The organism is Geomicrobium sp. JCM 19039 (genome assembly GCF_000698145.1).
In the GTDB taxonomy this organism is placed as follows: Bacteria; Bacillota; Bacilli; order Bacillales; family Marinococcaceae; genus Geomicrobium_A.
On record NZ_BAXB01000006.1, the window covers coordinates 144842 to 170690 of the forward strand.

23 protein-coding genes and 4 pseudogenes are annotated in these 25849 nt (G+C 44.5%); 15 read left to right on the forward strand and 12 right to left on the reverse strand.

Annotated elements, in window-relative coordinates:
• The first annotated feature begins 1 nt into the window (after position 1).
• From argS to JCM19039_RS08330, 3 genes and pseudogenes are all read left to right on the forward strand, one after another.
• Positions 2 to 1677, forward strand: a pseudogene (argS, locus tag JCM19039_RS08320) (arginine--tRNA ligase).
• Between the two features lie 94 nt (positions 1678 to 1771).
• Positions 1772 to 3019 carry an Nramp family divalent metal transporter gene (locus tag JCM19039_RS08325; RefSeq protein WP_238544973.1) on the forward strand — a complete coding sequence of 416 codons (1248 nt, stop codon included), beginning with the start codon at positions 1772 to 1774 and terminating at the stop codon, positions 3017 to 3019.
• 36 nt (positions 3020 to 3055) lie between these two features.
• Positions 3056 to 3832 (forward strand): alpha/beta fold hydrolase, encoded by a 777-nt coding sequence (locus tag JCM19039_RS08330; RefSeq protein WP_042425878.1) that lies wholly within the window; start codon positions 3056 to 3058, stop codon positions 3830 to 3832.
• On the opposite strand, the gene JCM19039_RS08335 is transcribed toward JCM19039_RS08330, so the two are convergent.
• Entirely contained in the window at positions 3809 to 4255 is a 447-nt protein-coding gene (locus JCM19039_RS08335; protein WP_042425880.1) for an Lrp/AsnC family transcriptional regulator, read from the reverse strand. The genes JCM19039_RS08330 and JCM19039_RS08335 overlap by 24 nt on opposite strands.
• A 116-nt stretch (positions 4256 to 4371) precedes the next feature.
• Here JCM19039_RS08335 and JCM19039_RS08340 point away from each other — a divergent pair, with 116 nt between their 5' ends.
• Positions 4372 to 4785 carry a carboxymuconolactone decarboxylase family protein gene (locus tag JCM19039_RS08340; protein ID WP_042425883.1) on the forward strand — a complete coding sequence of 138 codons (414 nt, stop codon included), beginning with the start codon at positions 4372 to 4374 and terminating at the stop codon, positions 4783 to 4785.
• Between the two features lies 1 nt (position 4786).
• Here JCM19039_RS08340 and JCM19039_RS08345 read toward each other — a convergent pair whose 3' ends face one another.
• The 4 genes from JCM19039_RS08345 to JCM19039_RS08355 all read right to left on the reverse strand — a co-directional run bounded on the left by JCM19039_RS08345 (position 4787) and on the right by JCM19039_RS08355 (position 8442).
• Positions 4787 to 6508 carry a Rieske (2Fe-2S) protein gene (locus tag JCM19039_RS08345; protein WP_042425886.1) on the reverse strand — a complete coding sequence of 574 codons (1722 nt, stop codon included), beginning with the start codon at positions 6506 to 6508 and terminating at the stop codon, positions 4787 to 4789.
• Between the two features lie 138 nt (positions 6509 to 6646).
• Complete coding sequence (locus JCM19039_RS27245) at positions 6647 to 6814, reverse strand: response regulator transcription factor (RefSeq protein WP_307190204.1); 168 nt, start codon at positions 6812 to 6814, stop codon at positions 6647 to 6649.
• The gene (locus tag JCM19039_RS08350) at positions 6811 to 7299 is read right to left on the reverse strand and encodes a response regulator transcription factor (RefSeq protein ID WP_307190205.1); all 489 of its coding nucleotides are present in this window, start codon (positions 7297 to 7299) and stop codon (positions 6811 to 6813) included. Before JCM19039_RS08350 ends, JCM19039_RS27245 begins: the two co-directional genes overlap by 4 nt.
• Before the next feature lie 18 nt (positions 7300 to 7317).
• Positions 7318 to 8442, reverse strand: coding sequence for a GAF domain-containing sensor histidine kinase (locus tag JCM19039_RS08355; RefSeq protein WP_042425888.1), 1125 nt, complete (start codon positions 8440 to 8442; stop codon positions 7318 to 7320).
• Positions 8443 to 8552: 110 nt separating this feature from the next.
• On the opposite strand from JCM19039_RS08355, the gene JCM19039_RS08360 reads away from it, so the two are divergent.
• Both JCM19039_RS08360 and JCM19039_RS08365 read left to right on the forward strand, forming a co-directional pair.
• Complete coding sequence (locus tag JCM19039_RS08360) at positions 8553 to 9338, forward strand: ABC transporter ATP-binding protein (RefSeq protein ID WP_042425891.1); 786 nt, start codon at positions 8553 to 8555, stop codon at positions 9336 to 9338.
• Positions 9339 to 9429: 91 nt separating this feature from the next.
• A pseudogene (locus tag JCM19039_RS08365) lies at positions 9430 to 10340 on the forward strand (oxidoreductase).
• On the opposite strand, the gene JCM19039_RS08370 reads toward JCM19039_RS08365, so the two are convergent.
• The 4 genes from JCM19039_RS08370 to JCM19039_RS08385 all read right to left on the reverse strand — a co-directional run bounded on the left by JCM19039_RS08370 (position 10324) and on the right by JCM19039_RS08385 (position 13586).
• Positions 10324 to 11124: a MerR family transcriptional regulator gene (locus JCM19039_RS08370; protein WP_042425893.1), complete on the reverse strand. Its 801-nt coding sequence runs from the start codon at positions 11122 to 11124 to the stop codon at positions 10324 to 10326. The pseudogene JCM19039_RS08365 and the gene JCM19039_RS08370 sit on opposite strands and share 17 nt — an antisense overlap.
• Before the next feature lie 4 nt (positions 11125 to 11128).
• Positions 11129 to 11842: an ABC transporter permease gene (locus tag JCM19039_RS08375; RefSeq protein WP_042425895.1), complete on the reverse strand. Its 714-nt coding sequence runs from the start codon at positions 11840 to 11842 to the stop codon at positions 11129 to 11131.
• Positions 11839 to 12558: an ABC transporter ATP-binding protein gene (locus JCM19039_RS08380; RefSeq protein WP_042425897.1), complete on the reverse strand. Its 720-nt coding sequence runs from the start codon at positions 12556 to 12558 to the stop codon at positions 11839 to 11841. Before JCM19039_RS08380 ends, JCM19039_RS08375 begins: the two co-directional genes overlap by 4 nt.
• Positions 12559 to 12788: 230 nt before the next feature.
• Positions 12789 to 13586 carry a DeoR/GlpR family DNA-binding transcription regulator gene (locus tag JCM19039_RS08385; protein ID WP_042425900.1) on the reverse strand — a complete coding sequence of 266 codons (798 nt, stop codon included), beginning with the start codon at positions 13584 to 13586 and terminating at the stop codon, positions 12789 to 12791.
• Positions 13587 to 13770: 184 nt separating this feature from the next.
• Between JCM19039_RS08385 and JCM19039_RS08390 the strand changes: the two genes are divergently transcribed.
• From JCM19039_RS08390 to JCM19039_RS21840, 9 genes and pseudogenes are all read left to right on the forward strand, one after another.
• Positions 13771 to 14064, forward strand: a complete 294-nt coding sequence (locus JCM19039_RS08390; protein WP_052398622.1) for an L-rhamnose mutarotase — start codon at positions 13771 to 13773, stop codon at positions 14062 to 14064.
• A gap of 45 nt (positions 14065 to 14109) precedes the next feature.
• Positions 14110 to 14637, forward strand: a complete 528-nt coding sequence (locus JCM19039_RS26440; RefSeq protein WP_042425904.1) for a sugar ABC transporter substrate-binding protein — start codon at positions 14110 to 14112, stop codon at positions 14635 to 14637.
• A 5-nt stretch (positions 14638 to 14642) separates the two neighbouring features.
• Positions 14643 to 15098, forward strand: coding sequence for a substrate-binding domain-containing protein (locus JCM19039_RS26445; RefSeq protein WP_255343646.1), 456 nt, complete (start codon positions 14643 to 14645; stop codon positions 15096 to 15098).
• A gap of 14 nt (positions 15099 to 15112) precedes the next feature.
• The gene (locus JCM19039_RS08405) at positions 15113 to 16621 is read left to right on the forward strand and encodes a sugar ABC transporter ATP-binding protein (protein WP_042425907.1); all 1509 of its coding nucleotides are present in this window, start codon (positions 15113 to 15115) and stop codon (positions 16619 to 16621) included.
• The gene (locus tag JCM19039_RS08410; protein WP_042425910.1) at positions 16618 to 17583 is read left to right on the forward strand and encodes an ABC transporter permease; all 966 of its coding nucleotides are present in this window, start codon (positions 16618 to 16620) and stop codon (positions 17581 to 17583) included. The genes JCM19039_RS08405 and JCM19039_RS08410 overlap by 4 nt, the downstream gene beginning before the upstream one ends.
• Before the next feature lie 15 nt (positions 17584 to 17598).
• Positions 17599 to 19660: pseudogene (locus JCM19039_RS08415) on the forward strand (bifunctional aldolase/short-chain dehydrogenase).
• Positions 19629 to 20899, forward strand: a pseudogene (gene rhaI / locus JCM19039_RS08420) (L-rhamnose isomerase). The pseudogenes JCM19039_RS08415 and rhaI overlap by 32 nt, the downstream one beginning before the upstream one ends.
• Positions 20896 to 21528 (forward strand): FGGY family carbohydrate kinase, encoded by a 633-nt coding sequence (locus JCM19039_RS21835; RefSeq protein WP_052363687.1) that lies wholly within the window; start codon positions 20896 to 20898, stop codon positions 21526 to 21528. The pseudogene rhaI and the gene JCM19039_RS21835 overlap by 4 nt, the downstream one beginning before the upstream one ends.
• On the forward strand, positions 21450 to 22367 hold the full coding sequence (locus JCM19039_RS21840; RefSeq protein ID WP_081834412.1) for a rhamnulokinase family protein: 918 nt from the start codon (positions 21450 to 21452) through the stop codon (positions 22365 to 22367). Before JCM19039_RS21835 ends, JCM19039_RS21840 begins: the two co-directional genes overlap by 79 nt.
• Positions 22368 to 22419: 52 nt before the next feature.
• On the opposite strand, the gene JCM19039_RS08430 is transcribed toward JCM19039_RS21840, so the two are convergent.
• From JCM19039_RS08430 to JCM19039_RS08440, 3 genes are all read right to left on the reverse strand, one after another.
• Positions 22420 to 24051, reverse strand: a complete 1632-nt coding sequence (locus tag JCM19039_RS08430; protein WP_042425913.1) for an OmpA family protein — start codon at positions 24049 to 24051, stop codon at positions 22420 to 22422.
• On the reverse strand, positions 24048 to 24239 hold the full coding sequence (locus JCM19039_RS08435; protein WP_042425916.1) for a hypothetical protein: 192 nt from the start codon (positions 24237 to 24239) through the stop codon (positions 24048 to 24050). Before JCM19039_RS08435 ends, JCM19039_RS08430 begins: the two co-directional genes overlap by 4 nt.
• Before the next feature lie 131 nt (positions 24240 to 24370).
• The gene (locus tag JCM19039_RS08440) at positions 24371 to 25801 is read right to left on the reverse strand and encodes a sodium:alanine symporter family protein (protein WP_042425920.1); all 1431 of its coding nucleotides are present in this window, start codon (positions 25799 to 25801) and stop codon (positions 24371 to 24373) included.
• Positions 25802 to 25849: the final 48 nt, after the last annotated feature.

Below are 25849 nucleotides of genomic sequence, written 5' to 3' on the forward strand. Positions count from 1 at the left end.
GATGAATAGATTGGACCAAGCAAAGGAACAAATGAAAGAGGCATTGCAAGAAGCGGCCGTGACAGCAGGTCTAGTTAGTCCGGAACAGATGCCTACCGTCATACTTGAAACACCAAAAGACAAGAGCCATGGTGATTTTGCGACGAACTTGGCGATGCAGCTAACAAAAATTGCGAAGCGGAACCCGCGTGAAATCGCAACGGCAATTGTTGAGAACTTGGACCGAGAGAAGGCATTCGTAAAAGAGTGTCAAATCGCTGGACCTGGGTTTATTAACTTGTTTTAGATCTTCGCTTCCTGCGCGACGTGCTCCCTGATGTGCTTCAAGCAGGCGCGAAATATGGGCAGTCAAATACGGGGAAGGGTCGGTCCGTGTTACTCGAGTTCGTCTCTGCTAACCCGACAGGCACGTTACACCTCGGACATGCGAGAGGGGCGGCAATCGGCGACTCGTTGAGCAATATCTTGGCAATGGCAGGATACAACGTGGAGCGAGAGTACTACATTAACGATGCTGGAAATCAAATTGACAACCTTGCAAAATCCGTTGAAGTTCGGTATTTACAAGCAAATGGTTTGGATGCAGAAATTCCAGAAGACGGTTATCGAGGCGCAGATATTGTTGACATTGGCGAGCGTATTAAAGATGAACATGGGAACCGGTTTGTTGACATGGAAGAAGCTGAGCGTCTACGAACGTTCCGTGAGCTTGGACTCACACAACTTCTTGAAAAACTAAAAGCGGACCTTGCTGACTTTAGGGTTCAATTTAATACGTGGTTTTCAGAAACGTCATTGTATACGTCTGGCAAAGTTGTTGAAACGCTAGAAACGCTCAGAGAGAACGATGAAGTGTATGAGCAAGACGGCGCGACGTGGTTTCGGTCCTCTGCATACGGAGATGATAAGGACCGTGTACTCGTAAAGCAAGACGGCTCGTACACGTATTTGCTTCCAGACATCGCTTATCATAAAGATAAGCTCGATCGCGGGTTTGATCAGCTTGTTGATTTATTTGGGGCCGACCATCACGGATATATTCCGAGAATGGAAGCGGCAATTCAAGCGCTCGGTTACCCGAAAGAAAAGCTGACCTTCCAAATTGGTCAAAACGTAAATCTTATGCGAAGTGGCGAACGCGTCAAGATGAGTAAGCGTACGGGCAATGCGGTCACGATGCGTGAACTTTGGGAGGAAGTTGGGTTGGATGCGACCCGATACTTCTTTGCGATGCGAAGCGGTGATACGCATTTGGATTTTGATATGGATTTAGCTGAGCAAGAATCCAATGAGAATCCGGTCTATTACGTACAATACGCGCATGCAAGAATTAGCAGCTTGTTTAAACAAGCAGAAGACAAAGGTGTGGCTTATGTTAAGGATGAGGGTGCCCAGCTACAACTCATCGACTCGGACAAGGCGTATGAATTGTTAAAGAAAATCGGTGAATTTCCGAGTGTTGTTGCAGGGGCAGCCGACAATTATGCACAGCACCGAATTCCAAACTACTTGCATGAGCTTGCGTCTACATTCCATAGCTACTACAATGCGGAGAGAATTGTTGATGCGGATCATCCGGAGTTGACACACGTTCGCCTTGCACTCGTCAAGGCCGCACAAATTGTGTTAAGAAATGGCATGACACTCATTGGTGTTCATGCACCAGAACAGATGTAATAACGATGCAGCGGGCAAGGAACCTTGGTCGCTGTTTTTTGCACCGGTAGTAATCGGAATATTCCTATAAGACAGACGAATGGAGGTGGATAGCATGGAACTAGAAACACGCCAACAATCAATGAAGGACCGCATCGTCTCTAAACTGAAAGTCATCGGTCCTGGAGCCATTATTACTGCGTCATTTATTGGGCCTGGTACGGTAACGACAGCGACACGAGCTGGGGCATCGTTTGGGTTTACATTACTTTGGACCGTTCTTTTTTCCATTGTCGCCACGATGTTTTTACAAGAAATGGCGGCAAGGTTAGGAATTGTTTCAAAGAAAGGTCTTGGGGAAGCATTACACGACCAGTTTAAGCGACCGTTCTTAAAGTATGGAACGATTGGCCTCGTCTCGATCTCGATTGGCGTCGGTTGTGCCGCTTATATGGCTGGAGACTTAACCGGTGGTGCATTGGGGGTTAGCATGCTCACCGGCGTTGATTCAAATGTTATCGCACCGATACTTGGGGTCATCATTTTGTTAATTGGTCTTTTTGGATCATACAAAATTGTCGAAAAACTACTCATCGTATTGGTTGCTGTGATGAGTGTGACGTTTATTACGACGATGATTGTCGTTGACACCCCGCTTGGTGAATTGTTCCAAGGTGCCTTCATACCTACTGTACCGTCAGGGTCGATCATTATCGTTGTCGCATTAATCGGAACAACCGTCGTTCCATACAACTTGTTTTTGCACGCTTCAAGTGTACAAGAACGTTGGCGAGATGCGAGAGATTTAAAAGCTGCCCGCTTGGATATCATACTTTCCATCGGTTTAGGTGGAGTAATTACGGCAGCAATACTTATTACCGCAGGAGCTGTTATTCGTGGGGTAGAGGTGGAGAGTGTAAATGAATTAGGGATGGCGCTAGAGCCTTTGTTAGGGCCATGGGCCGTCGTATTCATTAGTATCGGCATGCTTGCCGCAGGGTTTTCATCAGCGGTCGCTGCCCCAATTGGCGCCGCATACACGATTAGCGGGGTAATGAAATGGGGCTCGGGTTTTGATAAGAAAGCTTTTAAAGTCGTATTTGGCATTGTAATCGGGATTGGTATTATTACATCAGCGACCGGCTTTGAACCGCTATCGATTCTGTTGTTTGCACAAGCATTAAATGGCATTATTTTACCGGTTATTGCGATCTTCTTGCTCATCGTTCTAAACAATAAAAAGCTGCTCGGACAGTACGTCAACTCGGTGAAGTTAAATATTATTGGCGGGCTTATTGTGCTCATTTGTACAGGGCTTGGGGTGTATAGTTTGGTGACAGCGCTTATGGATTTTATCGGCTAAATTCGGGCACCGTAACACGTAAGTGAGGTGCTTGTGATGTATTTATTCTCGACTGAAGATGGAACGATGCTACACTACGATCGAATTGGGAAGGGTGAACCGGTCTATTTCTTTCATCCCCCCGCACTTGGGGCCGCGGTGTTTACAGAGCAAACACCGTTATCGGAGTGGTATAAGCTTGTCGCATTAAATGCACGAGGGCACGCCCTGAGCGAGAGTGGAAGAGAGCCGCTCTCGCTCAAACTGTGGGCAGAAGACGCCCGAGCGATCGCCGATTATGAACAAGACGAGCGGGTCGTACTCGTTGGTTATTCTTGTGGGGGACTGCCGGCATTGGAATTCGCCTTAAGATTCCCAAATCGTGTTAGGGGCCTCGTGTTAATCGGGGGGTTCCCAGTCGTTGATACGCTTTTATTGGAGCGAGAGTTTAGGCTAGGCGTTTATGCGGCTGAACACACTTGGCAATCCCTCATGTCTACAGTGCTTTCACGTTCTCACACGAAGCATAAAGAAGCTCGAAAACGAATGAGGAGAACCGTGCAAAGCGTACCGTCTGACGTTTTGGCGAGTTGGTATCGGGCTGGCGTAGAAGCAGATTATACGAACTCACTCGGGCAATTGACAGCGCCAACGTTGCTCGTGTATGGCATTCACGATCGCTACGTACAAGGATATCAATCGACTTTCTATGAACAGATGAAAAAGGCGAGGGTTGACACCGTTTATATTGACGGGGTTGGGCATCAAGTGCCGACAAGAAGGTCAAAAGAGCTTAACGCTGTTTTGAGGTCATTCCTCATGAATAATCCGTGAATTATCCATGTGTACTTCAGAAAAAATAAAGTGGGTGACTGTTGTTGCCCACGTAGACATGCGGTTAATCCATGCTTCTGCGTGTTTAAAGCTTGAAAAGTGGAGTTTTAGCATGTAACACGCACGCCCAGCAATGCGGTAGCAAAATTCAACGTTCGCTTGTTTTTTAATCATTTCTTGAAACGCGTCGTAATTACGGTTCAAGAGTGTGGCTTCCACAATGCATTGAACGGGTTTACCGAGCGCTTCGAAATCCACGTTGACGGTATAATTTCTAATCACACCAAACGATTCGAGCTGTTTCATACGCTCTCGAACAGAAGGTGCAGAAAGTGACACGCATTCACTCAATTCTTTCAAGGATATCCGACTATTTATACGCAATTGTTTGATGATTTCAGCGTCGTGTTGATCGATTTTCATAATGAACGTTTTCTCCTATATAATTTTTAAAATCGAAAGTTTTTCTACTGAATTCTTTTAAAGTCGAAAGATTCGTCCCGAACATTCGTTCATGATGTTATGTAGGAGGCGATCATATGACTAGAATACCGTACGCAACGAAAGGCGACACCCCATTTCAACAAGTTCTTGGTACGTGTGAACGTGTGATGTGGAAATGGGTCGACCTAGAAGAAGAACTCATTCATTATGGACAATTGTCTGTATCACTGAAAGAACAAGTTCGTCGCACCCTCGCCGAAGGTAATTTCTGTGAATACTGTAAAGGAAAAGGCAAGCCAGATGAGTTGCATAGTAATGAGCGACAAGTTGTGGCAACAGGCTTTGCAGTCGTTTTTCAACAATTGAATGGGGAGATCCCTGATGCTGTTTTCGCCCGGTTACAAGAGACGTTCACAAATGAAGAGGTCGTGGAACTGATTGCGTGGATCACATTTGCAAACGCCTCTCAACAATTTGGTGCAGCAGTAAAGTTAGGGAGCGGAAATTAAGTTACGCTTCTTCGAATATCTTCTCACCCCGGTGCAATCGCCAAGCGATGTCCGCAAAGCGCGGCAGCTCCCGCGGCGTTGGGGAATGGGCAGCCACGTAACGGACAAGCGCGATGAGCAACGTGTCCTTTGCCCGTTTAGCAAAGTCATTGTTAAAGGAATTCCAGTTGTCGTATTCAACAGTAGCGGCCTCATACATTTGCAACGTATGAAATCCAGCGTCCTCACGCAACATTGCTTCGCCAATTGCGGCGAATAATGGTCCGGTATCGGCATGTTTGTCGGAATAACTAAGCGCCCACTGTGCGGCGACTTCTACCGGCTGTTGCGTATCAAAAAGAGCTAAGAAATGGTGCAACTGGTCATCGTCAAGTTCGGCTGCAACGGGGCGTTTGGCAGCAGGGATATTCAAGAAAGAATCCAGTGATAAGCTCACGACAGTATGCATCATTGCACGAATGAGGCTCGGATCATGTGACCTTTGTAGTGATGCATGGACGGCGTGGGCGTGCGAGAACGTATGCAATACCGTATTCCAGTCGTCAAAATCATTCTGCGTACTAAAATGAACAATTCTTGTAGCTGCTGCGAGTGTAATGACGCGTGCGATATTCACAAGGGGCACACCTTGCATGATTACCTGCTTTACGGCTTGGATTGAACTGCCATCTTGAGATTCCAGTAATGCGGTAAGGAGTGCTCCGTCATCGAGTGGAGCGGACGGGTTGACACCGGCGCTTTGAATGTCCTCCAGCGCTTTTTCCACGAGCGTGTAGTAATCTACGGGTGCACGCCAGCGAGATTTCTCTTCGCTTCGTTCAGCGGTCGTGACAATCATCGGCAATGACGCCAAAATATCGGAATGATACGCTTCATCACATAGCTCAATCGCCTCAAACGCTTTGTTCGTAAAATCAAGTACATGCCCATCATTCATATAATAATGTTCGGTGACTGCGCGCATGACGAGTTGTGCCAACGCTTCTTTGGAGTACGTGTGCATAGCCGAAAGTAGAATTCGCTCTGCTCCTTGTGCGTCTCGAACATTCGTGCATTCGGTATACCAGTCCACCCATCGTTCTCCCAGGTCTGCTTCTGTCGTGAGTGGGGTTAACTTTCGTTTCGGGGCCCGATTTGCCCCGTCACTCGCAACCATAACGAGCGCTTGGTAGAGCGCTTGGACTTGTACACGCAAGTGGAGTTTAGGGAGAACATTGACCATCGCGACGAGTGTCGTTACGCCGCGATCAAAACCGGCGTTGTTTGAAGTGGTACCAAAGCGAATGCCGGCGTGCAAAATGTCCCGAACATGTTTTGTGTCGATCGTGAGCAATCCGACAACGCCTTTGCCAATAAGTAGGCTAAGGTTTTGTTCCAATCCTTTTTGTAGTTGGTTCATATGATAGGTAGCTCTGTCTCCTGTTGCTCGAGCCACATTTACATAAATTTGCTCATCTTGAATGTCGGTCTCATATTTGATGAGATCATCTGCCCAAGGGTCGAGCGTTCCCCCGCTAGAAACATCAAACCGTGCGTGGTGCCATTGACACGTCAATATGCCATTTTTTAAGCTACCCATATGGAGCGGAAAGCCCATATGCGGGCAGCGGTTATCAATCGCATAAACATGCCCTTCATGAAGAAGAACAACAATGCCACCTTTTATCAGTTTCACTCTTTCCTTTTTTAACTCTTCCATCGAACAAGCTTTTTGCCAGCTCATCGTCCATCCCCTCCTCGGTTGTGTAATTCCATTATCCGGGGAATCGCAGTTACACTCATCGAGCATAAGGCTAGATTATCGATACCTAAAAGGATTGAGCGAGTCGTCAGACATTCGTCGTAGTTGTGTCTACACCATCTACGTCTGAATATCGTTGAACCATTGATTTTTCAGTGCGAGAATTGCCGCTTGCGTACGGTCGTTGACCTGAAGTTTTGAAAAGATGTTCGTAAGGTGGGTTTTCACCGTTTTTTCGCTAATAAAAAGGGCAGTAGCAATCTCTTTATTGCTTTTTCCTAATGTCACTTGGCGAAGGGTTTCCGCTTCTCTTGCCGTGAGAAGAGCAAATGCATTGGTCCATCATCGGTCGCGACGTGTGTCATGAGTTGGCTTGCGACTTGTGGGTGCAACGCATGTTCACGCTCGCCGCTCGCCACGTGCACAATCGTCTCGTACAAATAGTCAGGGTCAATATCCTTCAATTGATAGCCGTCAGCCCCTGCTCGTATGGCCGGAATGACGTGTTCTTTCTCTGCTGAGCTCGTCAACATGATGATCTTCGTGTCCGGCAAGTCTTTCTTTAATTGTTCGGTCGTAACGATGCCGTTTTGTCCTGGCATGATCACATCCATGACGATCACGTCGGGCCGTACGTCCATCGCAAGTGCATACGCCTCTTTGCCGTCATTCGCCATACCTACAACATGAAGATCTGCTTTCGTTTCAAGGAAAAACCGCAATCCTTTTAAGACGACATTATGGTCATCTACAAGTAGTACCGTCGTTGGCAACGCAAGCTGCCTCCTTTCTTATGCAAATCGTAATTTTTGTCCCTGCTCTGTGCGGCTCGTAACGGTGAAGTCAGCACCGATTTGCTCAGCTCTTTCCTGCATGCTCTTCATACCGAGACGGCTTGGGTGTGGGAATGCACCGCCGACACCAGGATCCGAAATTTCAAAAACCACACCCTCATCAACGGTGTCAAGAACAATGGATAATTGATCCGTTTCTGCATGCTTAAATACATTGTAGATTGCTTCCTGACCGATTTTTGTGAGTGACTCGTTCACTGTTTCTGTTAAAGGCAACGTTCGACATTGTATGAACGGGCGTAGGCCGAGTCGCAAAGCATGTTTTTCCAGCGTATCAGCAAGCGGATCTTCACCATGTTCTGGCCGGAGTTGCCAAATAAGACTTTGCATCTCTTGCAGAGCTTCTTGTGAGAGGGTGCCAACGTCTTTAGCTGCATCGGTGATCGCAGGTAGATCTTTACTTAGTGCTTCAATGCCTTTAGATGTTAACGATAAGGCAAAAAGTTTCTGTTTAACCGAGTCATGCAAGTCTCTAGCGAGCCGGGTCCGCTCTTTCGTAATAAGCAGATCGCTTTGTTTATGATAAAGACGAATCCGTTCAACGGTAGCGCCAATTTGGAAAGCAATGGACTCCAATAAAAGCAACTCTTCTTTTTCAAAGTCTCTCATCCCTGGTGTGGCCAAATTTAACAAACCGACTTTGCTACCTCGGACCGTTAGTGGAACACTAGCATGATGTGTGAGACCGTTCGTATCTGCATGTTTGTCGAGCGACAAAGCGTCGCTAAGTCGTGCACACCGAATTGATTGAACCGCTTGTGCAAGCCGGCCTTCACGATAGCGATTTAAACAGTAACAATCGGAACAACCCTCTTGTTGTTTCATAATCGCTTGGTCGTTCTTGTTTAGCGCTGGCGGGAGTTGGTGGTAGGAGGCAAGTTCGTAATCATCGTGATTATACAGTAAGAAAATCCATCCCGTTGATAAATTCATCATTTTCAGAAGTTTTTCTAAGCAACTTTGCAACGTTTCATATATGTCGGTGCTTTCATTTAACGTCTCAGATATCTCTCTTTGAACGTGTAACAAATAGTCGTAAGAATGTGTTGGGAACTTTTTCATACGATCAACTCCTCTATTCATTTTAATGCAGGTCGTAAGAATTGAAAAGATGAAAGCATGGGAAACCGCTGGGATTGCATGTACAATGAAGGAAAAGGGGAGAAGCACTTATGATTTCAATTAAGGGTGTGAGCTTTGTCCGTGAGAGAATGATTCTTGACCAGATTAATTGGGACGTGCATCAAGGAGAGCACTGGGCGATTTTAGGGATGAACGGGGCTGGGAAAACAGCATTGTTAAACATCATATGTGGCTACCAGTTCCCGACAAAAGGCAAGGTGCACGTGCTTGGTCAGACATTCGGGGAATCTCCTTGGCAAGACGTTCGAAAACGAATCGGCTGGGTAAGTTTTTCGTTTTCAGAAAAAATGCAACACCAACAACAAAATTTCGGCATTGAAGTCGTGTTGAGTGGCATGCACGCGTCCATTGGCTTGCATATCGATCCAAGTGAGAAAGAGATGCAAAAAGCCGAGCAGTTATTACAGATGCTCGGCGTTGAACATGTTGAACGCCAACCGTACGAACAGATGTCACAAGGGGAGAAACAGCGGGTGTTGATTGCCCGGGCGCTCATGGCGGAACCCGACATTCTCATCTTGGATGAACCGTGCAATGGTCTTGATTTTCTCGCTAAAACGCAGTTGTTAACGCTCATTGAAAAGATTGCTGATCAAGAGAAGACGACGATTTTGTATGTGACACATCAAATAGATGAAATCTTACCCCAATTCACACATACATTACTACTAAAAGAAGGAAAAGTGTTCTCGAAAGGAAAAACAGAGGAACAAATGACTTCGGAAACATTGTCAGCATTTTGCGAGACTTCGGTTGTCGTTCGAGAGAATGAAGGCGTGTATTCCTTAGACATTCCAAAAGAGGTTATTAGATAAATCTATTTGGAACCAATAAGAATTAAAAAAGAGTTACAAAAGAGTTCAATTAGAAAGGGTTGAGACAATGGCTGGATGGACAACAGCGGATATGCCTGATTTGACAGGGAAAACAGCGGTTATTACAGGGGCTAGTGATGGGCTTGGTTTGGAAACAGCCCGGGCACTTGCGCTTAAGGGAGCGGACGTCATTTTAGCTGTACGCAGCATGAAAAAAGGCGGCGAAGCCTCGAACAAATTAAGACAGACGTACCGAAAGCGGATGTGAAACTAAAAGAATTGGATCTTTCTGATTTGCAAAGTGTGAACGTCTTCGCTAAATCGATGTGTGATGCTTATGGATCATTGGATTTGTTAATTAACAATGCTGGAGTGATGATGCCCCCTTACAAAAAGACGACCGACGGTTTTGAACTTCAATTCGGGGTGAACCATCTCGGTCACTTTGCGTTAACAGGGCAGCTAATGCCTATTATTCAGGCTGCCGGAAATCCACGAATCGTGACGCTCAGCAGCTTGGCCGCTCACAAAGCTTCCATTGATTTTGATAACTTAGACGGTGTAACAGGATACCGAGCGTACACGTTTTATGCACAAAGTAAATTGGCGAATCTTTTATTTGCGGTAAAACTACAAAATAAACTAAAAAACGAGGGGGCTCACGTGAAAAGCTTCGTCTGTCACCCGGGGTTATCTCAGTCCAATCTTCTATCAAGAGGAGGTGGCGCGCGTGGTAAAGGTTTCTTACCATTTTTACAAAATCATTTAGCGCAATCAGTGCAGATGGGCGCGCTCCCGACATTATATGCCGCAACAGAGCCGACTTTACAAGGGGGAGAATACGTAGGGCCTGATCATAAAAATCGACGTAAAGGGTACCCGAAGGTCGACCCATCTGTGAAGGACATTTACGATGAAGCCACGGCAGAACGGTTGTGGGTGTGCTCAGAAGAGCTGACCGGTGTGACGTTTTTCGAGGAGAGAACTAGTGCGAGTGTGTAGCTTTTAAAGGAAACTGTACTTCCGTTAACCAGTGCCGTTCGTATTCTTGGTTCCAAATGCCGTCAATCACCGCTTCCCTCGGTGGTCCGGCGAGCTCGTAACGATTGTGTTCAAGCCAGTCATATAAAGCCGCATGTGTTTCGCCAATCGTCGAATAAGGCCCACGGTGCAAAAGGCAAGCAGCGGCGTCCACTTCCGGCACCTGTTTAAAAACGAGGCCGTTCGCATCGGGCTTCTTTTCCGTTACCGCTTCACAAATCTCAACATCAATGTTTTCTACCCGATGTTCAAGGTCGTGATACATCTGGAAACAATACAGTAACGGGTCCAAGCGACAGCCAGCGGCACGCATACGCTCCCCCATTTCAGGGACGACTTGAAACAAAGCGTTATAGTTGGCAATCCGGAGTCTCATCGAAGCAACGGTTACACCGGGTAAGCTTTTAATGAAAATGTCAGGGGTTTGCGCTTTCGAAAGATAATATTCTGTTTGTGCAAGCTGTGCTTTAAGAGCTTCCATCTCACCGAGCAATTGCCCGCGTTTCTCTTCGATTAACTCTGCCGCAGATTGATGTGCCAATGCCTCTTCAATCTCAGCAATCGTAAAACCAATTTGTCGGAGTGCCATAATGTGATGAAGATCCCCAATTTGCGTCGATTTGTAGTAGCGATATCCGCTTGCGGCGTCGACATGAGCCGGCTTTAAGATGCCGACTTTGTCGTAATAACGCAGCGCCTTTACGGTTACGCGGTTCATTATGGAAAATAATCCGATGCTGTACATGAACTCACTCCCATTTGAACGTTTTTACAGATATCATTAAACAGATGCCGGTGAGTACAAATAGAATAAGGAAGCTTACGGTATTGAACTCATTTATCGTAGCAATATCTGTCAGAATTGTAATGCCGTGAGTAAGCGGGAAGATTTGTGCCAACGTTTGCATGAATTCCGGTAGGATCGTAAGCGGGATCGTCGCTCCAGACAATAGAAACATTGGGAAGAATAGAGCGCTGCTAATTGCCCCTGTCGTCTTCTCTCGAGGAGATACGCTAGCAACGAGCATTCCAATGCTATGAATTGCAATCATAACGAATACATATCCCCCTAAAAATAGCCACAGCGAACCAACAATCTCAAGACCAAACCCTAGCCAAGCGACGAGAAAGACGAGCACCATCGAAAGAGTGCTTAAAGAGAAACAATGCAACACGTGAGCCGCGAGTAAGTGGGTTGGACTAATCGGAGTCACTTTGTACCGTTTGAGCACTTTCTTCTCCCGGTAGGAAGAGAGCGACAGCGGTAAACTCATAATTCCCGTAGAAACGAGCCCAATCGTGGCAATTGCCGCAAATGCACGAATTAATTCCAGTTGGGTATCAGCAAACATCCCCATCAATCCCATGAGTCCAACTGGTAAAAGAATACCAAAAATAACAGACGACATTTCACGAACGGATAATTTCACTTCTGCCATATAAAGTAGCCGCAATGTTTTCATCGTATACCCTCCTCGACGAGCTTTACAAACGCTTCATCCATATTTTCTGAATCGGTTCGGTGCACAACATCTGCAGCCGTGCCTCGAATGAGCTCTTTGCCACCCTTGATGACGAGAATTTCATCACATAACTTCTCCACCTCATCCATGTAGTGAGAGGTGAGAAACAATGTAACGCCGGTCTGTTTCAGGCGAAGCAGTGTTTGCCAAATGTCCCTTCTCGCGACAGGATCGAGGCCCGTCGTTAACTCGTCGAGGAAAATCACCTTCGGACGGCCCATCATCGCAAGCAGAATGCAAAGCTTTTGCCGCTCCCCACCAGACAAGTCGGAAATGGTCGTTTTCAGTTTGTCACTCAATTCAAACTCGGCAACAGTTTTCTGCCAATCAATCGGGTTTTCATATAATGAGTGCGTAATCTCACAAATCTCTCGCACTTTCAGTCCACTTTGGAATGCACTTTCTTGAAATTGAACACCGACGTGCTGAAAGAGCGAACGCCGATTCGCGCGTGGATCGGTGCCCAAGATGCGGATTTCTCCGGCATCCGCTCGCTCTGTGCCGAGCATACAGTCAATCGTTGTCGATTTACCTGCTCCGTTTGAGCCAAGCAAACCAAAAATTGATCCCGCTCGTACAGATAAATGAAGGTCTTGGACAGCGATCTTTTGACCAAATCGCTTTGTCAAGCCGCTCACTCGAATTACTTCTCCCATTTGAACTCCTCCTTTTTTTAGTGGAACCTCCGTAGTCTATAGGCTCCTCTTAGGGGAGAGTCAAATATGTTCAAATGTAAAATTAATGGAGTTGCTTAAAAAATGATAAGGGGGGATTTTTCATTTTTAAGGAAAGGAAATGTAGAGGTGTTAAGTTACAAGCCAAACATACAAAAAGTGAAAGGAGTTGTGTTGTAGAGAAACACGTCTACCTCTCACTTTTTAAAAAGCTATACCCTATGCACATATATTCCTGCAGATTGATACTGTTTAGCGATATCATCGTCTAGTTGCTGGTCGCTAATAATTGTATGGATTTTTTCTGTTGGTAGCCAATGGACAAGGGATTTGTGACCGAATTTGCTATGATCAGCTAAGACGAAAGTTTGTTCTGCTAGAGAGGCAATACGTTTTTTTGTTTGTGCTTGTAATTCATGACTTTCGCTTACCCCCCATTTGAGGTCGATGCCGCTGCAGGAGATAAAAAACTTATCAACGTGATAGTCATTAATGATTTTGTCTGAAGATATTCCGACTAGTGACATTGACTCTACACGTAGATATCCACCGGTTAAAATGACGGTAATATCTTTTTGATGTGCCAATTCAATCGATACAGAAATTGAATTTGTAATTACGGTAAGTTGTTTATGATGTAAGTTTTTAGCCAGTTGTAAACAAGTTGTGCTCGCATCTAGAGCAATTATTTCCCCGTCATTAATGAATGAGGCAGCCATTGCAGCTATCGCTTTCTTTTCTTTCATATTTTTTGATTGTCTGTCTAGTACTGGTAACTCAAAGCCTTCAGTCTTCTCTTTAGGTATGGCGCCTCCATGAACACGAATAAGTAATTCATGTTTTTCTAAAAACTCTAAATCTCTACGAATTGTTTCCTCTGTTACGCCAAAATCACTACTAAGAGTTGAAACGCGTAATTTATCTTCTTCATCTAACCTTCTAACAATGCGCTGTTGACGCGGATTTAAGTGGGGCCCACGGCCAAATCGCTCACTCTTCGTATACGTCATGTTTACCTCACCTCGTCATCTCATAGCCATATTGTAGCGAAAAAAACGTTGAAAAACAATATTTTACAGAGGGATTCAAAATTAATAATCTGTGTATCAAAAAAATAATGTTGAAAATAAAGATTATATCACTTATAATTACGTCAATAGTTATGGAAGCGCATACATGGAAGGTGGTTAATGAATGAAGCGTTATGCATTTCGCATGAAGATCAAAAAGGGCTTTGAAGAAGAGTACGTAAGGCGACATAAGGAAGTTTGGCGTGATGTAGAGAAAGCGACTGTTGAAGCTGGAATTCATAATTATTCAATTTTTAAAGATGGGCGAGAATTGTTTGCCTATTTGGAAAGCGAAGATTATGAGAAGGCAGCAAAGACTTTAGCTGCCCACCAAGTGCAACTCGCTGGGAAGCTTACATGGCAGAGATCATGGAATCAGGTCGTGCTAATGAAAGCGGGGAAGATACTCGTTTGTTAAAAGAAGTATTTCATCTTAACGAAACTATGATAGGAGGATGTGCAAATGCGTAAATTTTCTTGGATAGGAACCGGTATTTTAATGATGAGCACTGTGGTCGCGCTAGCAGCTTGTGATGCTGGAGGGGAAGAAGAATCGGTAACAGATGATACAGAAAACAGTGGAGAAGATGCCGCTATAGATGGAGACGGTGGGCAAATCGGGATGACTGTTCTTGATTTAGGCAACCCGTTTTTCGTTGAACTGACGGAAAACGTCTCGGAGCTTGCTGAAGAACAAGGCTATGATGTAAACATCAATGACCCACGTGATGATGTAAATGAACAGATGAACGCCATTGATAATTTCGTTGCGCAAGGTGTAGACGCAATTATTGTTACTGCAACCGATCAAAATGCAATTAACGAAGCCATCTTACCGGCAGTTGATGCAGGTATTCCTGTTATAGCACATACCACAAAACTAGAAAATGCCGATGTGTGGGTAGGTGCTGACGAATATTCTATGGGTATGGCTCTTGGAACACAAGCGGAGAGTGGATTGAAGAGGTTCACAACGGTGAAGGTGATGTAGGAATTATCAACTTTGATCAGATTGAGCAAGTCATTCAACGAAAAGAAGGCATTATTGATGGCATTCATGAACTTTCTCCAGCCGTAGAGATTGTCGGTGATCAGCAAGCGGGTGATCCGAATGCTGCTTACCAAGTTTCCGAAGGCTTCATGCAAGCAAACCCCGATTTAATCGGAATATTTAGTTTTAATGATGCGGGAGCACTAGGCGCACAAAATGCTGCCCTATCCGCAGGTAAGGATGGAGAAACATTTGCAGTAGGGGGTATTGATGCAGTACCAGAGGCGATTAGCGCTATTCGTGAGGATGATATTTTCAAGTTTACTGTAGATCAGCAACCCCGAGTGACTGCAGAAACAATTATCGATGTGCTTTTCAATATTATGAATGACGAGGATTATGAATACGAAAATGAAATTGAAGTAATGCCAGTTAACGCTTCAAATATTGAAGATTACTAAGAAAAGGTGAGAATGTGGATACAAAGGCGATTCTCCAAGCTGAAAATATAACGAAGCGGTACCCTGGGACAGTCGCACTTAACGACGTAATGATTGAAATTATGCCGGGTGAAGTTCACACGATCGTTGGAGAGAATGGGGCAGGCAAATCAACTTTAATGAAGGTTCTTGCTGCAGCCGTTACTCCTGATGAAGGCACGATTAAATTTGAGGGTGAAAATGTTTGTTTTCAATCGCCGAAAGAAGCCGCTGATAAGGGAATTGGCATTATATATCAAGAGTTCAATCTTTTCCCGGAGATGACGGTGGAAGAAAATATCATGATTGGCAATGAGAAACGAAAAGGTGTATTTGTGAAAAAGCGAGAGAACATAAAGCGTGTTAAAGATGTGCTTAAGCGGTTGAACGTAAGCATATCGACGAACACATATGTTAAACATCTAGGGATTGCTCAGCAGCAACTTGTTGAAATTGCCAAATCTATTTCCAAAAAAGTGAAAGTGCTTATTATGGATGAGCCAACAGCGGCTTTGACGCAAGAAGAAATCGGTAATTTGTTTAATATGATAAACACACTCAAAGCAAATGGAGTCGCAGTAATTTACATTTCCCACAAATTTGATGAGATCTTTGCAATTTCAGATCGTGTGACCGTACTAAGGGATGGGGAATACATTGCAACGAAGCGAATTGAAGAACTCAATCATGATCGTCTCGTACAACTGATGGTCGGTCGTCAATTGAACATCGTGGGTCGCAGTGGAAGTGCTCGAGGTAACATTGCTCTCAATGTCCACAACCTTTCTTCTGAAGGGAAAATCAAGCAAATAAATTTCACTTTGCACAAGGGTGAGGTTCTTGGTGTGGCCGGGCTGATGGGATCTGGTCGCACTGAGCTTGCGAAAACACTCTATGGCCTTTACCCAATGGATTCTGGAACAGTTGAAATCAATGGGAAGACGATCAAGCAAATCAAATCACCGCTTCAAGCATTGAAGCTCGGCATAGGTTTAATTCCAGAAGATCGAAAAAAAGAAGGTCTAGTGTTAGAAGGTAGCTGTGAAACAAACATTAGTTTGCCATCATTGAAAAAGTTTGTTAGAGCTGGATTTATTAAAGGCCGACAAGAAAAAGAAATTATCTTGCACTATAAGCACCAACTCGCCATTAAGTACCAGACCCATCAATTAGCAAAACAGCTGAGTGGGGGAAATCAGCAAAAGTTAGTTATCGCTAAAATGCTTGCGACGGATGTTGATGTTTTAATATTTGACGAGCCTACACGAGGGGTGGACATCGGTGCAAAGCAAGAAATTTATAAGTTAATGGATGAACTATTGCAGCAAGGAAAAGCAATTATTATGATCTCTTCTGAAATGGAGGAAGTAATGAATTTGTCGCATCGAATTGCTGTTATGAAAGAAGGGGAACTCATGGATATCCTCCCACAGCAAGAAGCGACCCAAGAAAAAATCATGCAAATTGCAACCGGGGTGAAACAAGAGTTGGGGGGCTTGTCATGAGCACGTCGTTATCAACCAAATCAAAACGCTCATTTCAAATTACACATGAATTAATTTTGCTGTTTGTATTAATTGCATTAGTTATATTTTTTGCGTCGATGTCGGACAACTTTTTGACTACAGGTAATTTCATTAATATTATACGTCAAACGGCAATGTTAGGTATTATAGCAGCGGGAATGACAATGGTATTACTTATCGGTGGTATTGACCTTTCGGTCGCTTCAAATGTGGCATTGACAAGTGTGGTGACGGGAACGTTATTGTCCACTGGGGTTGACCCAGTACTAGCAGTTTTGGCAGGCGTTGCCACCGGAGTAGCTGTAGGCACAGTAAACGGTCTCATTGTGACGAAAATTGGAATTCCAGCACTTATCACAACGCTTGGAATGATGACGATTGTACGTGGTATTGGGTTTGTTATCACTGATGGTTACCCGGTATTTGGGTTTCCAGAGTCAATCCGGTGGTTCGGAACCGGCTATTTATTCGGAATTCCAGTTCCAGCCATCATCATGGTTATCGTGTTCATAATTGTTTGGATTTTATTGTATAAGACTTATCTCGGTCGCTACATTTATGCGCTTGGAGGTAATCAAGAAGCGGCGCGTTTATCTGGTGTAAATACGCAACGAATGCAACTGCTCGTTTATATGACATCCGGTTTCTTATGTTCTATTGCTGGAATGATTCTACTAGGCAGATTAAATTCTGGTCAGCCCAACGCATTGCAGGCATTTGAGCTTGAAGTAGTAACTGCAGTTGTCCTTGGGGGAGTTAGCATCTTCGGAGGACAAGGAAAACTGCTAGGTGTCGTACTAGGTGTCATGATCATGGGAGTACTTGCGAATGGACTCGTGATTTTGAATGTCGGGGAATTTTATCAAATGATCATTACGGGACTCGTCCTATTAATTGCAGTAGGTATGGACAGAATTTATAACCGTAAAAAACAATCATAACGTGGAGGAACCCTCATGGTTAATCATTTATGGAAGAACTCAACGAATGTAAAAGGCGAACTCGATGCTCTCGTCTACCGATCCAACTTATTAGGGTTTGATCGTTCTGTTTGCAATTATGGTGGCGGGAACACTTCAGTAAAAACAAAAGAATTGGATTTTAATGGGAAAGAAGTTGACGTCATCTGGGTAAAGGGAAGTGGAGCGGACCTCGCTGATGCACAGCAAAAGCATTTCACGGCATTGCGTATGCAAGATATCACCCTTTTGAAAGAAAGAGAGACGATGTCGGATGAGCAGATGGTTAATTATTTGACAAACTGCAAAATGGACCACTCTCACCCCCGCTTTTCAATAGAAACGTTGTTGCACGCATTTCTACCATTTAAACATGTCGATCACACGCACCCTGACAGCATCATTAGTATCTGTTGCGCGGATAATGGAGAAGAAGTGGCTACCGAACTGTTTGGTGATCGTTACGTATGGGTTCCCTACATTCGTCCCGGCTTTGATCTGTCAAAAATGATTTGGGAGAAAGTTGCCGCTAACCGAAATGCTGAATTTGTGCTTATGGAAAAACACGGACTTGTCACATGGGGAGAATCAGCTAAAGAATGCTATGATCAAACGATCGCTGTAATTCAGAAAGCAGAAATTTTTTTGGAAAGGGAAACGTCATCCCACCCTTTTGGAGATGTAGTCGTAAATTCGATCAGTGATGATGAGCGAAACGAGATGCTCCAAGCCATTTTGCCAGTGGTAAGAGGCTGCGTTAAAGAGAATAAGAGGAATCTGATTGTGACCCATGATGAGAGTGAAGAGGTCCTTGACTTCGTTAATCGAGAAAGAGCACCTCTACTTTCGCAAATCGGGGCTGCTTGCCTGATCACCTTGTCCATACAAAGAGGACACCATTGTTTGTCAAATGGAATCCTTCAACAGAAACGTTGTCGGAATTAGAAGTAGCAATTAGAGAAGGTATTGCCCAGTTTCAATCTTCTTATATCGAATATTTCGAACGGAATAAAAGCGAAGAAGATGTTTTGCGCGAAACGTCTCCTCGTGTCATTTTAATTCAAGGTATTGGGATGATTAATACAGGAAAAGATCTGAAATCAGCTCGAATAAGTCGTGATTTATACCATCGTGCCATCAGAGTGATGACTGGATCAGAAGGGATTGGGACCTTCAGTTCTTTAACGGAAGAAGAAGCGTACCTTATCGAGTATTGGCCGCTAGAATTGTATAAGCTGTCACTTTCACCACCGGAGGGGGATTTTTCTCGGAAAGTCGCATTTGTGACCGGGGGCGCAGGGGGATTGGTCGTGCCACGTGTGAGCGTTTACTGAATGAAGGGGCTCATGTTGTCGTTGCTGATATAAATAGAGAAGGTGCAGACGAAGTTGTTAATGAGCTCGAAGAGAAATTCGGAATAGGCCGACTGATTGCCTCAACAGTGGATGTAAAAAGTCACGAACAAATCCGATCAGCATTTAAAGAAGCTGTTCTGACTTACGGTGGCGTTGATATTGTTGTTAACAATGCAGGTCTTGCAACATCCAACACCATTGAAGATACAACGGAGGAAGAATGGGATTTGAATATGGATATTTTAGCAAAAGGATATTTTCTCGTCGCAAAAGAAGCATTTCAACTTCTTAAAAAGCAAGGCATTGGTGGGCAAATGGTTTTTGTAGCATCTAAAAACGCCATCTATGCAGGAAAAAACGTCACCGCATATAGCAGCGCAAAAGCGGCAGAAGCTCATTTGGCAAGATGTATGGCTGTTGAAGGAGGTGAGTATGGCATTCGCGTAAATACTGTCTTACCGGATGCTGTGCTGCAGGGATCGGCAATTTGGGACTCGAAATGGCGGGAAGAACGTGCCGCGAACTATGGTATTGAGGCTGATCAATTGGAAGAACATTATCGAAATCGAACCATATTAAAAGTGAATGTGACGCCTCGTGATATAGCGAACACCATTGCCTTTCTCGTTTCTTCGAATTCAGCTAAGACGACCGGTTGCATGGTGACTGTCGATGGGGGAGTTCCGGCATCATTCACACGTTAATGAGGAGGGAATTGTCTTGAATAGTGACGAAGCATATCAGGTATTTGTGAAACAACAAGAAGATCGAGGCATTGATATTGACGCGGTAAAGGAAAAGTTAAAGTCATTTGTAATTGAAACACCTTCGTGGGGATATGGAGATGCTGGCACACGTTTCAAAGTGTTCCAGTACGAAGGTTCACCTCGAAACATTTATGAGAAGTTAGAAGATGCTGCACAAGTGCAGAAACATACTGGCATATGTCCGAAGGTTGCACTTCATATTCCTTGGGACCATGTGGACGACTACTCAGAATTGAAGAGGTACAGTGAAGGCTTAGGTTTAGAAATTGGAGCCATCAACCCGAATTTGTTTCAAGATGAAGATTATAAATACGGAAGCTTGACTCACAACAGTGAGAGTATCCGAAAAAAGGCGATTGAACACCTCTTGGAATGTGTCGATATTGCAAAGCAACTCGGTTCATCTGAAGTTAGCCTTTGGTTAGCCGATGGCTCAAATTATCCCGGTCAGTCAAATATTAGAGCAAGAAAGAAATGGCTGCAATCTTCCTTGGAAAAAGTGTATCAACATTTGAATAATGATATGCGCTTACTCATAGAGTATAAGCACTTTGAACCTTCGTTTTATCATACTGACCTTGCTGATTGGGGGATGGCTTTTCAGTTGTCCCAAAACCTTGGGGAGAAAGCTGAAGTGCTCGTTGATCTCGGTCATCACCCTCAAGGCGTAAATGTTGAGCAAATTGTTGCTTACTTACTAGATGAGAAGAAGCTTGGAGGTTTTCATTTTAATAATCGTAAATATGCAGATGACGACCTCATGGCCGGGAGCATAAACCCGTATGAATTATTTCTTATTCTATATCAAATTGTCGATAGCTATTTTGATGACGATGAAGGTGTCCGCCATACAGCCAAACACATATCATATATGATTGATCAGTGTCACTATTTGGAGTCTAAGACGCGGGCGATGCTACAGTCTGTCATAAATATTCAAGTTCAGTATGCAAAGGCGCTACTCGTTGATGTGGATCGTGTGCATCATTACCAGAGAAACAATGATATTCTTGGCGCAGAATATGAAGTACGCAGGCATTTGAGGTAGATGTTCATCCACTGCTTCGCGTCGTTCGTGAAGAGATGGGAGCTTCTGCTGAACCTATTCAGGCTTATTTAGACAGTGGTTATGAAGAGAAGATTCAACATCGCGGGAGAGGCGGCGCTGGCTGGTGAAAGCAATTGCCATAGACATTGGTGCTAGCAGTGGTCGTGTCATTGTTGGATATCTAGAGCGCGGTACGTTCAAATTGGAAGAAATCCACCGGTTCCTCAATAACCCGGTTAGGCCATGTCAAACGATGCATTGGGATATTCTAAGATTGTTGTATGAGGTTAAAAGGGGTCTGGGAAAGGTAAGACTTCAAGGGCATGATGACGCCTCCAGTATTGGCATTGATACGTGGGCGGTCGATTATGGTCTTCTCGACGAAGACGGGGAGCTCATTTCCAACCCCGTTCATTACCGTGACCATCGAACCGATGGGATGGTCGAAGAAGTAAGTAAGGTCATGACAAGGGAAGCCATTTATGAAAGAACAGGCATTCAGTTTATGACAATTAATACTTTAATTCAGTGGTATGCACTTAAGAAAGGGAATGGTTTCAAAGATGCAAAGATGATGCTGATGATCCCTGACTTACTTCGTTATTTTATATCCGGAAACAAGGTTACGGAAGTAAGTAATGCATCAACGACGCAGTTTTTCAACGCCAATCGAAGAGAATGGGACATAGAATTATTAAGGAACTCGATCTCCCATATCATCTATTGCCACCTCTCGTTGAGGCGGGTAATCGGGTAGGAACAATTAAAGAAAGTTTGGCAAAAGAACTAAACCTCCCTGAAATGGATGTAGTAGCAGTTGGTGAACATGATACCGCATCTGCAGTGGCGGCGATTCCGACTCGCGAAGAATCATTCGCATTTCTAAGTTGCGGAACGTGGTCACTGCTTGGGACAGAACTTTCATCACCGTGCATTACTGAGGAAGCATTCCGCGAGAATTTTACGAATGAGGCAGGCGTTTATGGAACAACGAGGTTTTTAAAAAACATTATGGGTTTATGGATCGTACAACGCTGTATGGAGGAGTGGTCGCAACATGATGAACCACTCACCTATGAGGAGATGGGTGAAGCGATAGATAGCACGAAACCATTCGTTTCGTTTATTAATCCAGATGAAGATCGCTTTTTGTCTCCCTCTTCCATGATTGAAGAAGTACGGGCTTATTGTGTTGAGACTGAGCAATATATACCTAAAACAAAAGGAGAGATCCTTCGTTGCATCTTGGAAAGCTTGAGCTTTAAATACCGGTTTACGATGGAGCGAATGGAGGCAATTACAGGTAGAACGTATCGATGCTTGTATCTGGTAGGGGGAGGAAGCAAGAATCAATGGCTCTGTCAGTTTACGGCGAATGCTATTAATCGTCCGGTTGTTGCTGGTCCGACTGAAGCAACTGCACTTGGTAATATCGTTGTTCAGCTGATTGCAGGAAAACACGTCTCCGATTTAAAAACAGCTAGAGAGATGATTGCCAACTCTGTATCCATCAAAACTTATGATGCGAACTATTTATCTGGTTTGGAGAGGTCTTACGAACGCTTCGTAAGCCATTTGAGCATTACTGCAAACTAGTAATAAAACAGCACCCAACCAATTACGGTTGGGTGCTGTCTATCGAATTTATCTATTCATTCACTGGCACGTCAGTGATTCGCCATGAACGGGTTTGTTCAATTTGTCTGTCAGTCAAATCATCTAGGAAGCGATAGGGGACGGTTAAGTCGACGGTTACCGTGTCACTGTCCACAGCTGGCCAAATGATGGTTGATGTGTAGTAACCTCCTTCATCGAGTCTTCCAATATCACCTGTGTATCGTTCTGCAAGTGGGACGATAAACTGTTCATCTTCTTCAGCTTGTTCGACCCAATCTTCAGCGGCTGTTCCTTCCAGTGGCGCTAAGTAATAGTCCAGTGGAAAATAGCGCTGATCGCCGTGTATGATGGTTGGGGCATAAGCAGTGAATTGACTATGACCAACGGAATCATCCACATGCCAACCCCTTGCCCCATATGGTCTGCCAAACCCGAAGTTAAGGGCATTATAGCTAGAACCTACATCTTCCAAATATCGAACGGTAATCCTTCCTACGAATAAATCATCGACGCGCTTTATTGATTCAATCTCAATTTCGCCGTCTTCGTTTTGAATTGTGCTTGGATATTCGACTTCGTCACCTAGAACTTCAGGCATTTCAGCTTCAGCCTCTACCTCAATCGTTTCTGCAGGTGGTGTAAAGTGAATGTCAACGCGACGATTTAATGCTCTTCCTTCTTCAGATTCGTTGTCAGCAATCGGTTCACGTAGAGATTCTCCGCGAGCCTCAACGTCAAATGAATCAAGGTCGATGCTGTTTTCCAAGTATACTTGAACAGACTCGGCACGATCCTCCGACAATTGTTGGTTGTACTCTTCTGTACCGTCATTATCGGTATGGCCGACAATGACCAACTCCCCACCTTCAGCTGACATGAGTACGTCAGCCGCAGCAGATAGTTCTTCGTCTGCTTCTTCCATCAACTCAGCCGAGTCAAAATCGAATAACACGTCGCTTGAAATCATGAGCGTTGAATGTTGAATTTCATCAATTCGACTTACAGAACTTACAATACTTTCCTGGTAACTTTCGATTGGAAATACTGAAGCTTGAACACGGCCTAGATCTCCATCATACTCTGCGCTTGTGTGCGCTCGGTCGAGCTCTCTTTCAATGATTTCCTCAACGGATGGTATGACTTGGGCAAAAAATGATTCATCGTCTTCGCTGAGCTCTTCTCGTTCTTCTTCAGACAATTCACCGAGTCGCTCATCAATGGTTAAGGCACCAATGTCTTCGCGGTCCACAACTGGAATATCTTCAATAACGCCTAGTCTTCGAAACAACACATGGACAGATTCGGTCTCTGGGGCAGTAAATACTCCGTAATATCTCGCAGGTTCTGCGTCATCGCCAAAGGTGATCTGAGTGTTGCGACTGCCTTCACCAAAAAACGTATGCATCGCTATGTATTCATCTTCTTCGAGCAATAAAGCAGCAGAAAGAGATGTAGTCATCTGTTCAGTATCAATGATGCGAATATCTAATCCTTGCTGAGAGGCAATCCCCTCTCCAGTGAATACACCAGGGTCAAATAGACCGGTAATCGTCGAACGTACTTCATCTTCACTGTCAAGCGTGACCGGGAGAATGGCGTAGTCACCATCTCGAATGATCGGTCCAACTTCCCCTTGAATGTTAAAGGTGACGTCATCCGTCAAATGCCACAAATCATGGCTAAACGTGACGCTTCCAATTCTAAAAGCTCTGTATGATCTTCTGTATTAGGCTCTTCTTCATGTGTTGTTTCTGGCTCTTCAACAGGCTCGGGTTCTTCGTCCACTTCATTGTCACTACAACCAGCTACAATTGTAAGTATAAGCGTTCCTATGAATCGTTTTTTTAGCATCGGCGTTCTCCTTCAGTTTTGGTGTTTAATCGTTCTATTATTTAGAATTATTCATCGTTTATTGTACACGAATCGTAAGAAAGGGGAAACAATAAAGCCGTTCACCAACTGGTGAACGGCACGTGTCGTGTTTATCGTTCGTCTTCGTTGTCACCCCAGCATTCAGTGTTTTTAATTTCAGGATATTGGGATGCGTAGAAGACAGGGTCTTTTCCGGCTTTTCTTTGCTTCGTATAATCTTTCAGTAATGTGACGGCTTTTTTCGTAAGCAGCAAAATGACGGTAATGTTTACGATTGCCATCAATGCCATAAACAGGTCAGCCATTGTCCAGACAAGTTCTACGGTCGCAATTCCGCCAAGAACACCCATAATGAGGAAAGCAACTCGATAGATTGGCAGCCAACGCGCACCGTTTTTAAGGAACTCGATATTCGTTTCGCCGTAATAATAGTTGCCGAGCACGGAACTGTAGGCGAAAAAGAGGATGGCTATGGCGACAAAGGCACTTGCCCATTCTCCAATATGCTGAGACATGGCGAATTGGGTTACGGTTGCACCTTCCCCTTCGACATTCATGTAGCCGGTTGATAACAATATAATAAAGGCTGTACAAGAACAGATAATCATCGTATCAAAGAATACGCCGAGCGATTGGAATAAGCCTTGTTTCACGGGATGTGTCACGTTTGCTGCAGCAGCTGCGTTTGGCACACTACCCATACCAGCTTCGTTTGAGAATAACCCCCGTCTTGCTCCCTCCATAATTGCAGCGCCAAAACCGCCACCAACCGCCTGAGAAATTCCGAAAGCTTCATTAAAAATTAGTGAGATGACTGCTGGAATCTGATCAAGGTTTACAAAAACGATGAAAAGCGCAACCGCCATATAAGCAACCGCCATAAAAGGTACCATGAGTTGGGTGACTTTTACAATTCGCTTTACTCCTCCAAAGATAATGATTGAAGTAATTGCCGCAAGAATTAAGGAAAGCAGCAAACGATTAGTATCAAAAGCTGTTTGGAACGAATCGGTAATCGTATTCACTTGCAACGCATTAAAAATCATACCGAAACAAAGGACGATGAGAATGACAAACAGAATGCTGAGCCAGCGCAATCCTAATGCTTTTTGTATGTAATAAGCGGGCCCCCCGCGGTAACGATCTCCGTCCTTTTCTTTATACAACTGGCCAAGTGTACTCTCAATAAACCCGGTCGCCATCCCGACCGTTGCAATGGCCCACATCCAAAAAACGGCCCCAGGTCCTCCGACGGTAATGGCGAGTGCCACCCCTGTGATATTCCCTGTTCCTACCCGTGCCGCAGCACTAATCGTAAACGCCTGGAACGCAGAAACACCGGTATCACTGTTTCGTTTTTCTGTGATGACACGAAACATCTCGGGGAACATGCGAACTTGGACAAAGTTCGTACGAATCGTAAAATATAGACCGGCAATAATAAGCAAACCGATAACAATGTACGTCCAAATGACATCGTTCACAGAGCCGACAATGCCTTCTAAAAAGGGAAGCTCTAAAGCGAATCCTCCATCAAACATCTAATCATTCCTTTCATTTTAAAGTATGGGCTACATTTACCCATTCAT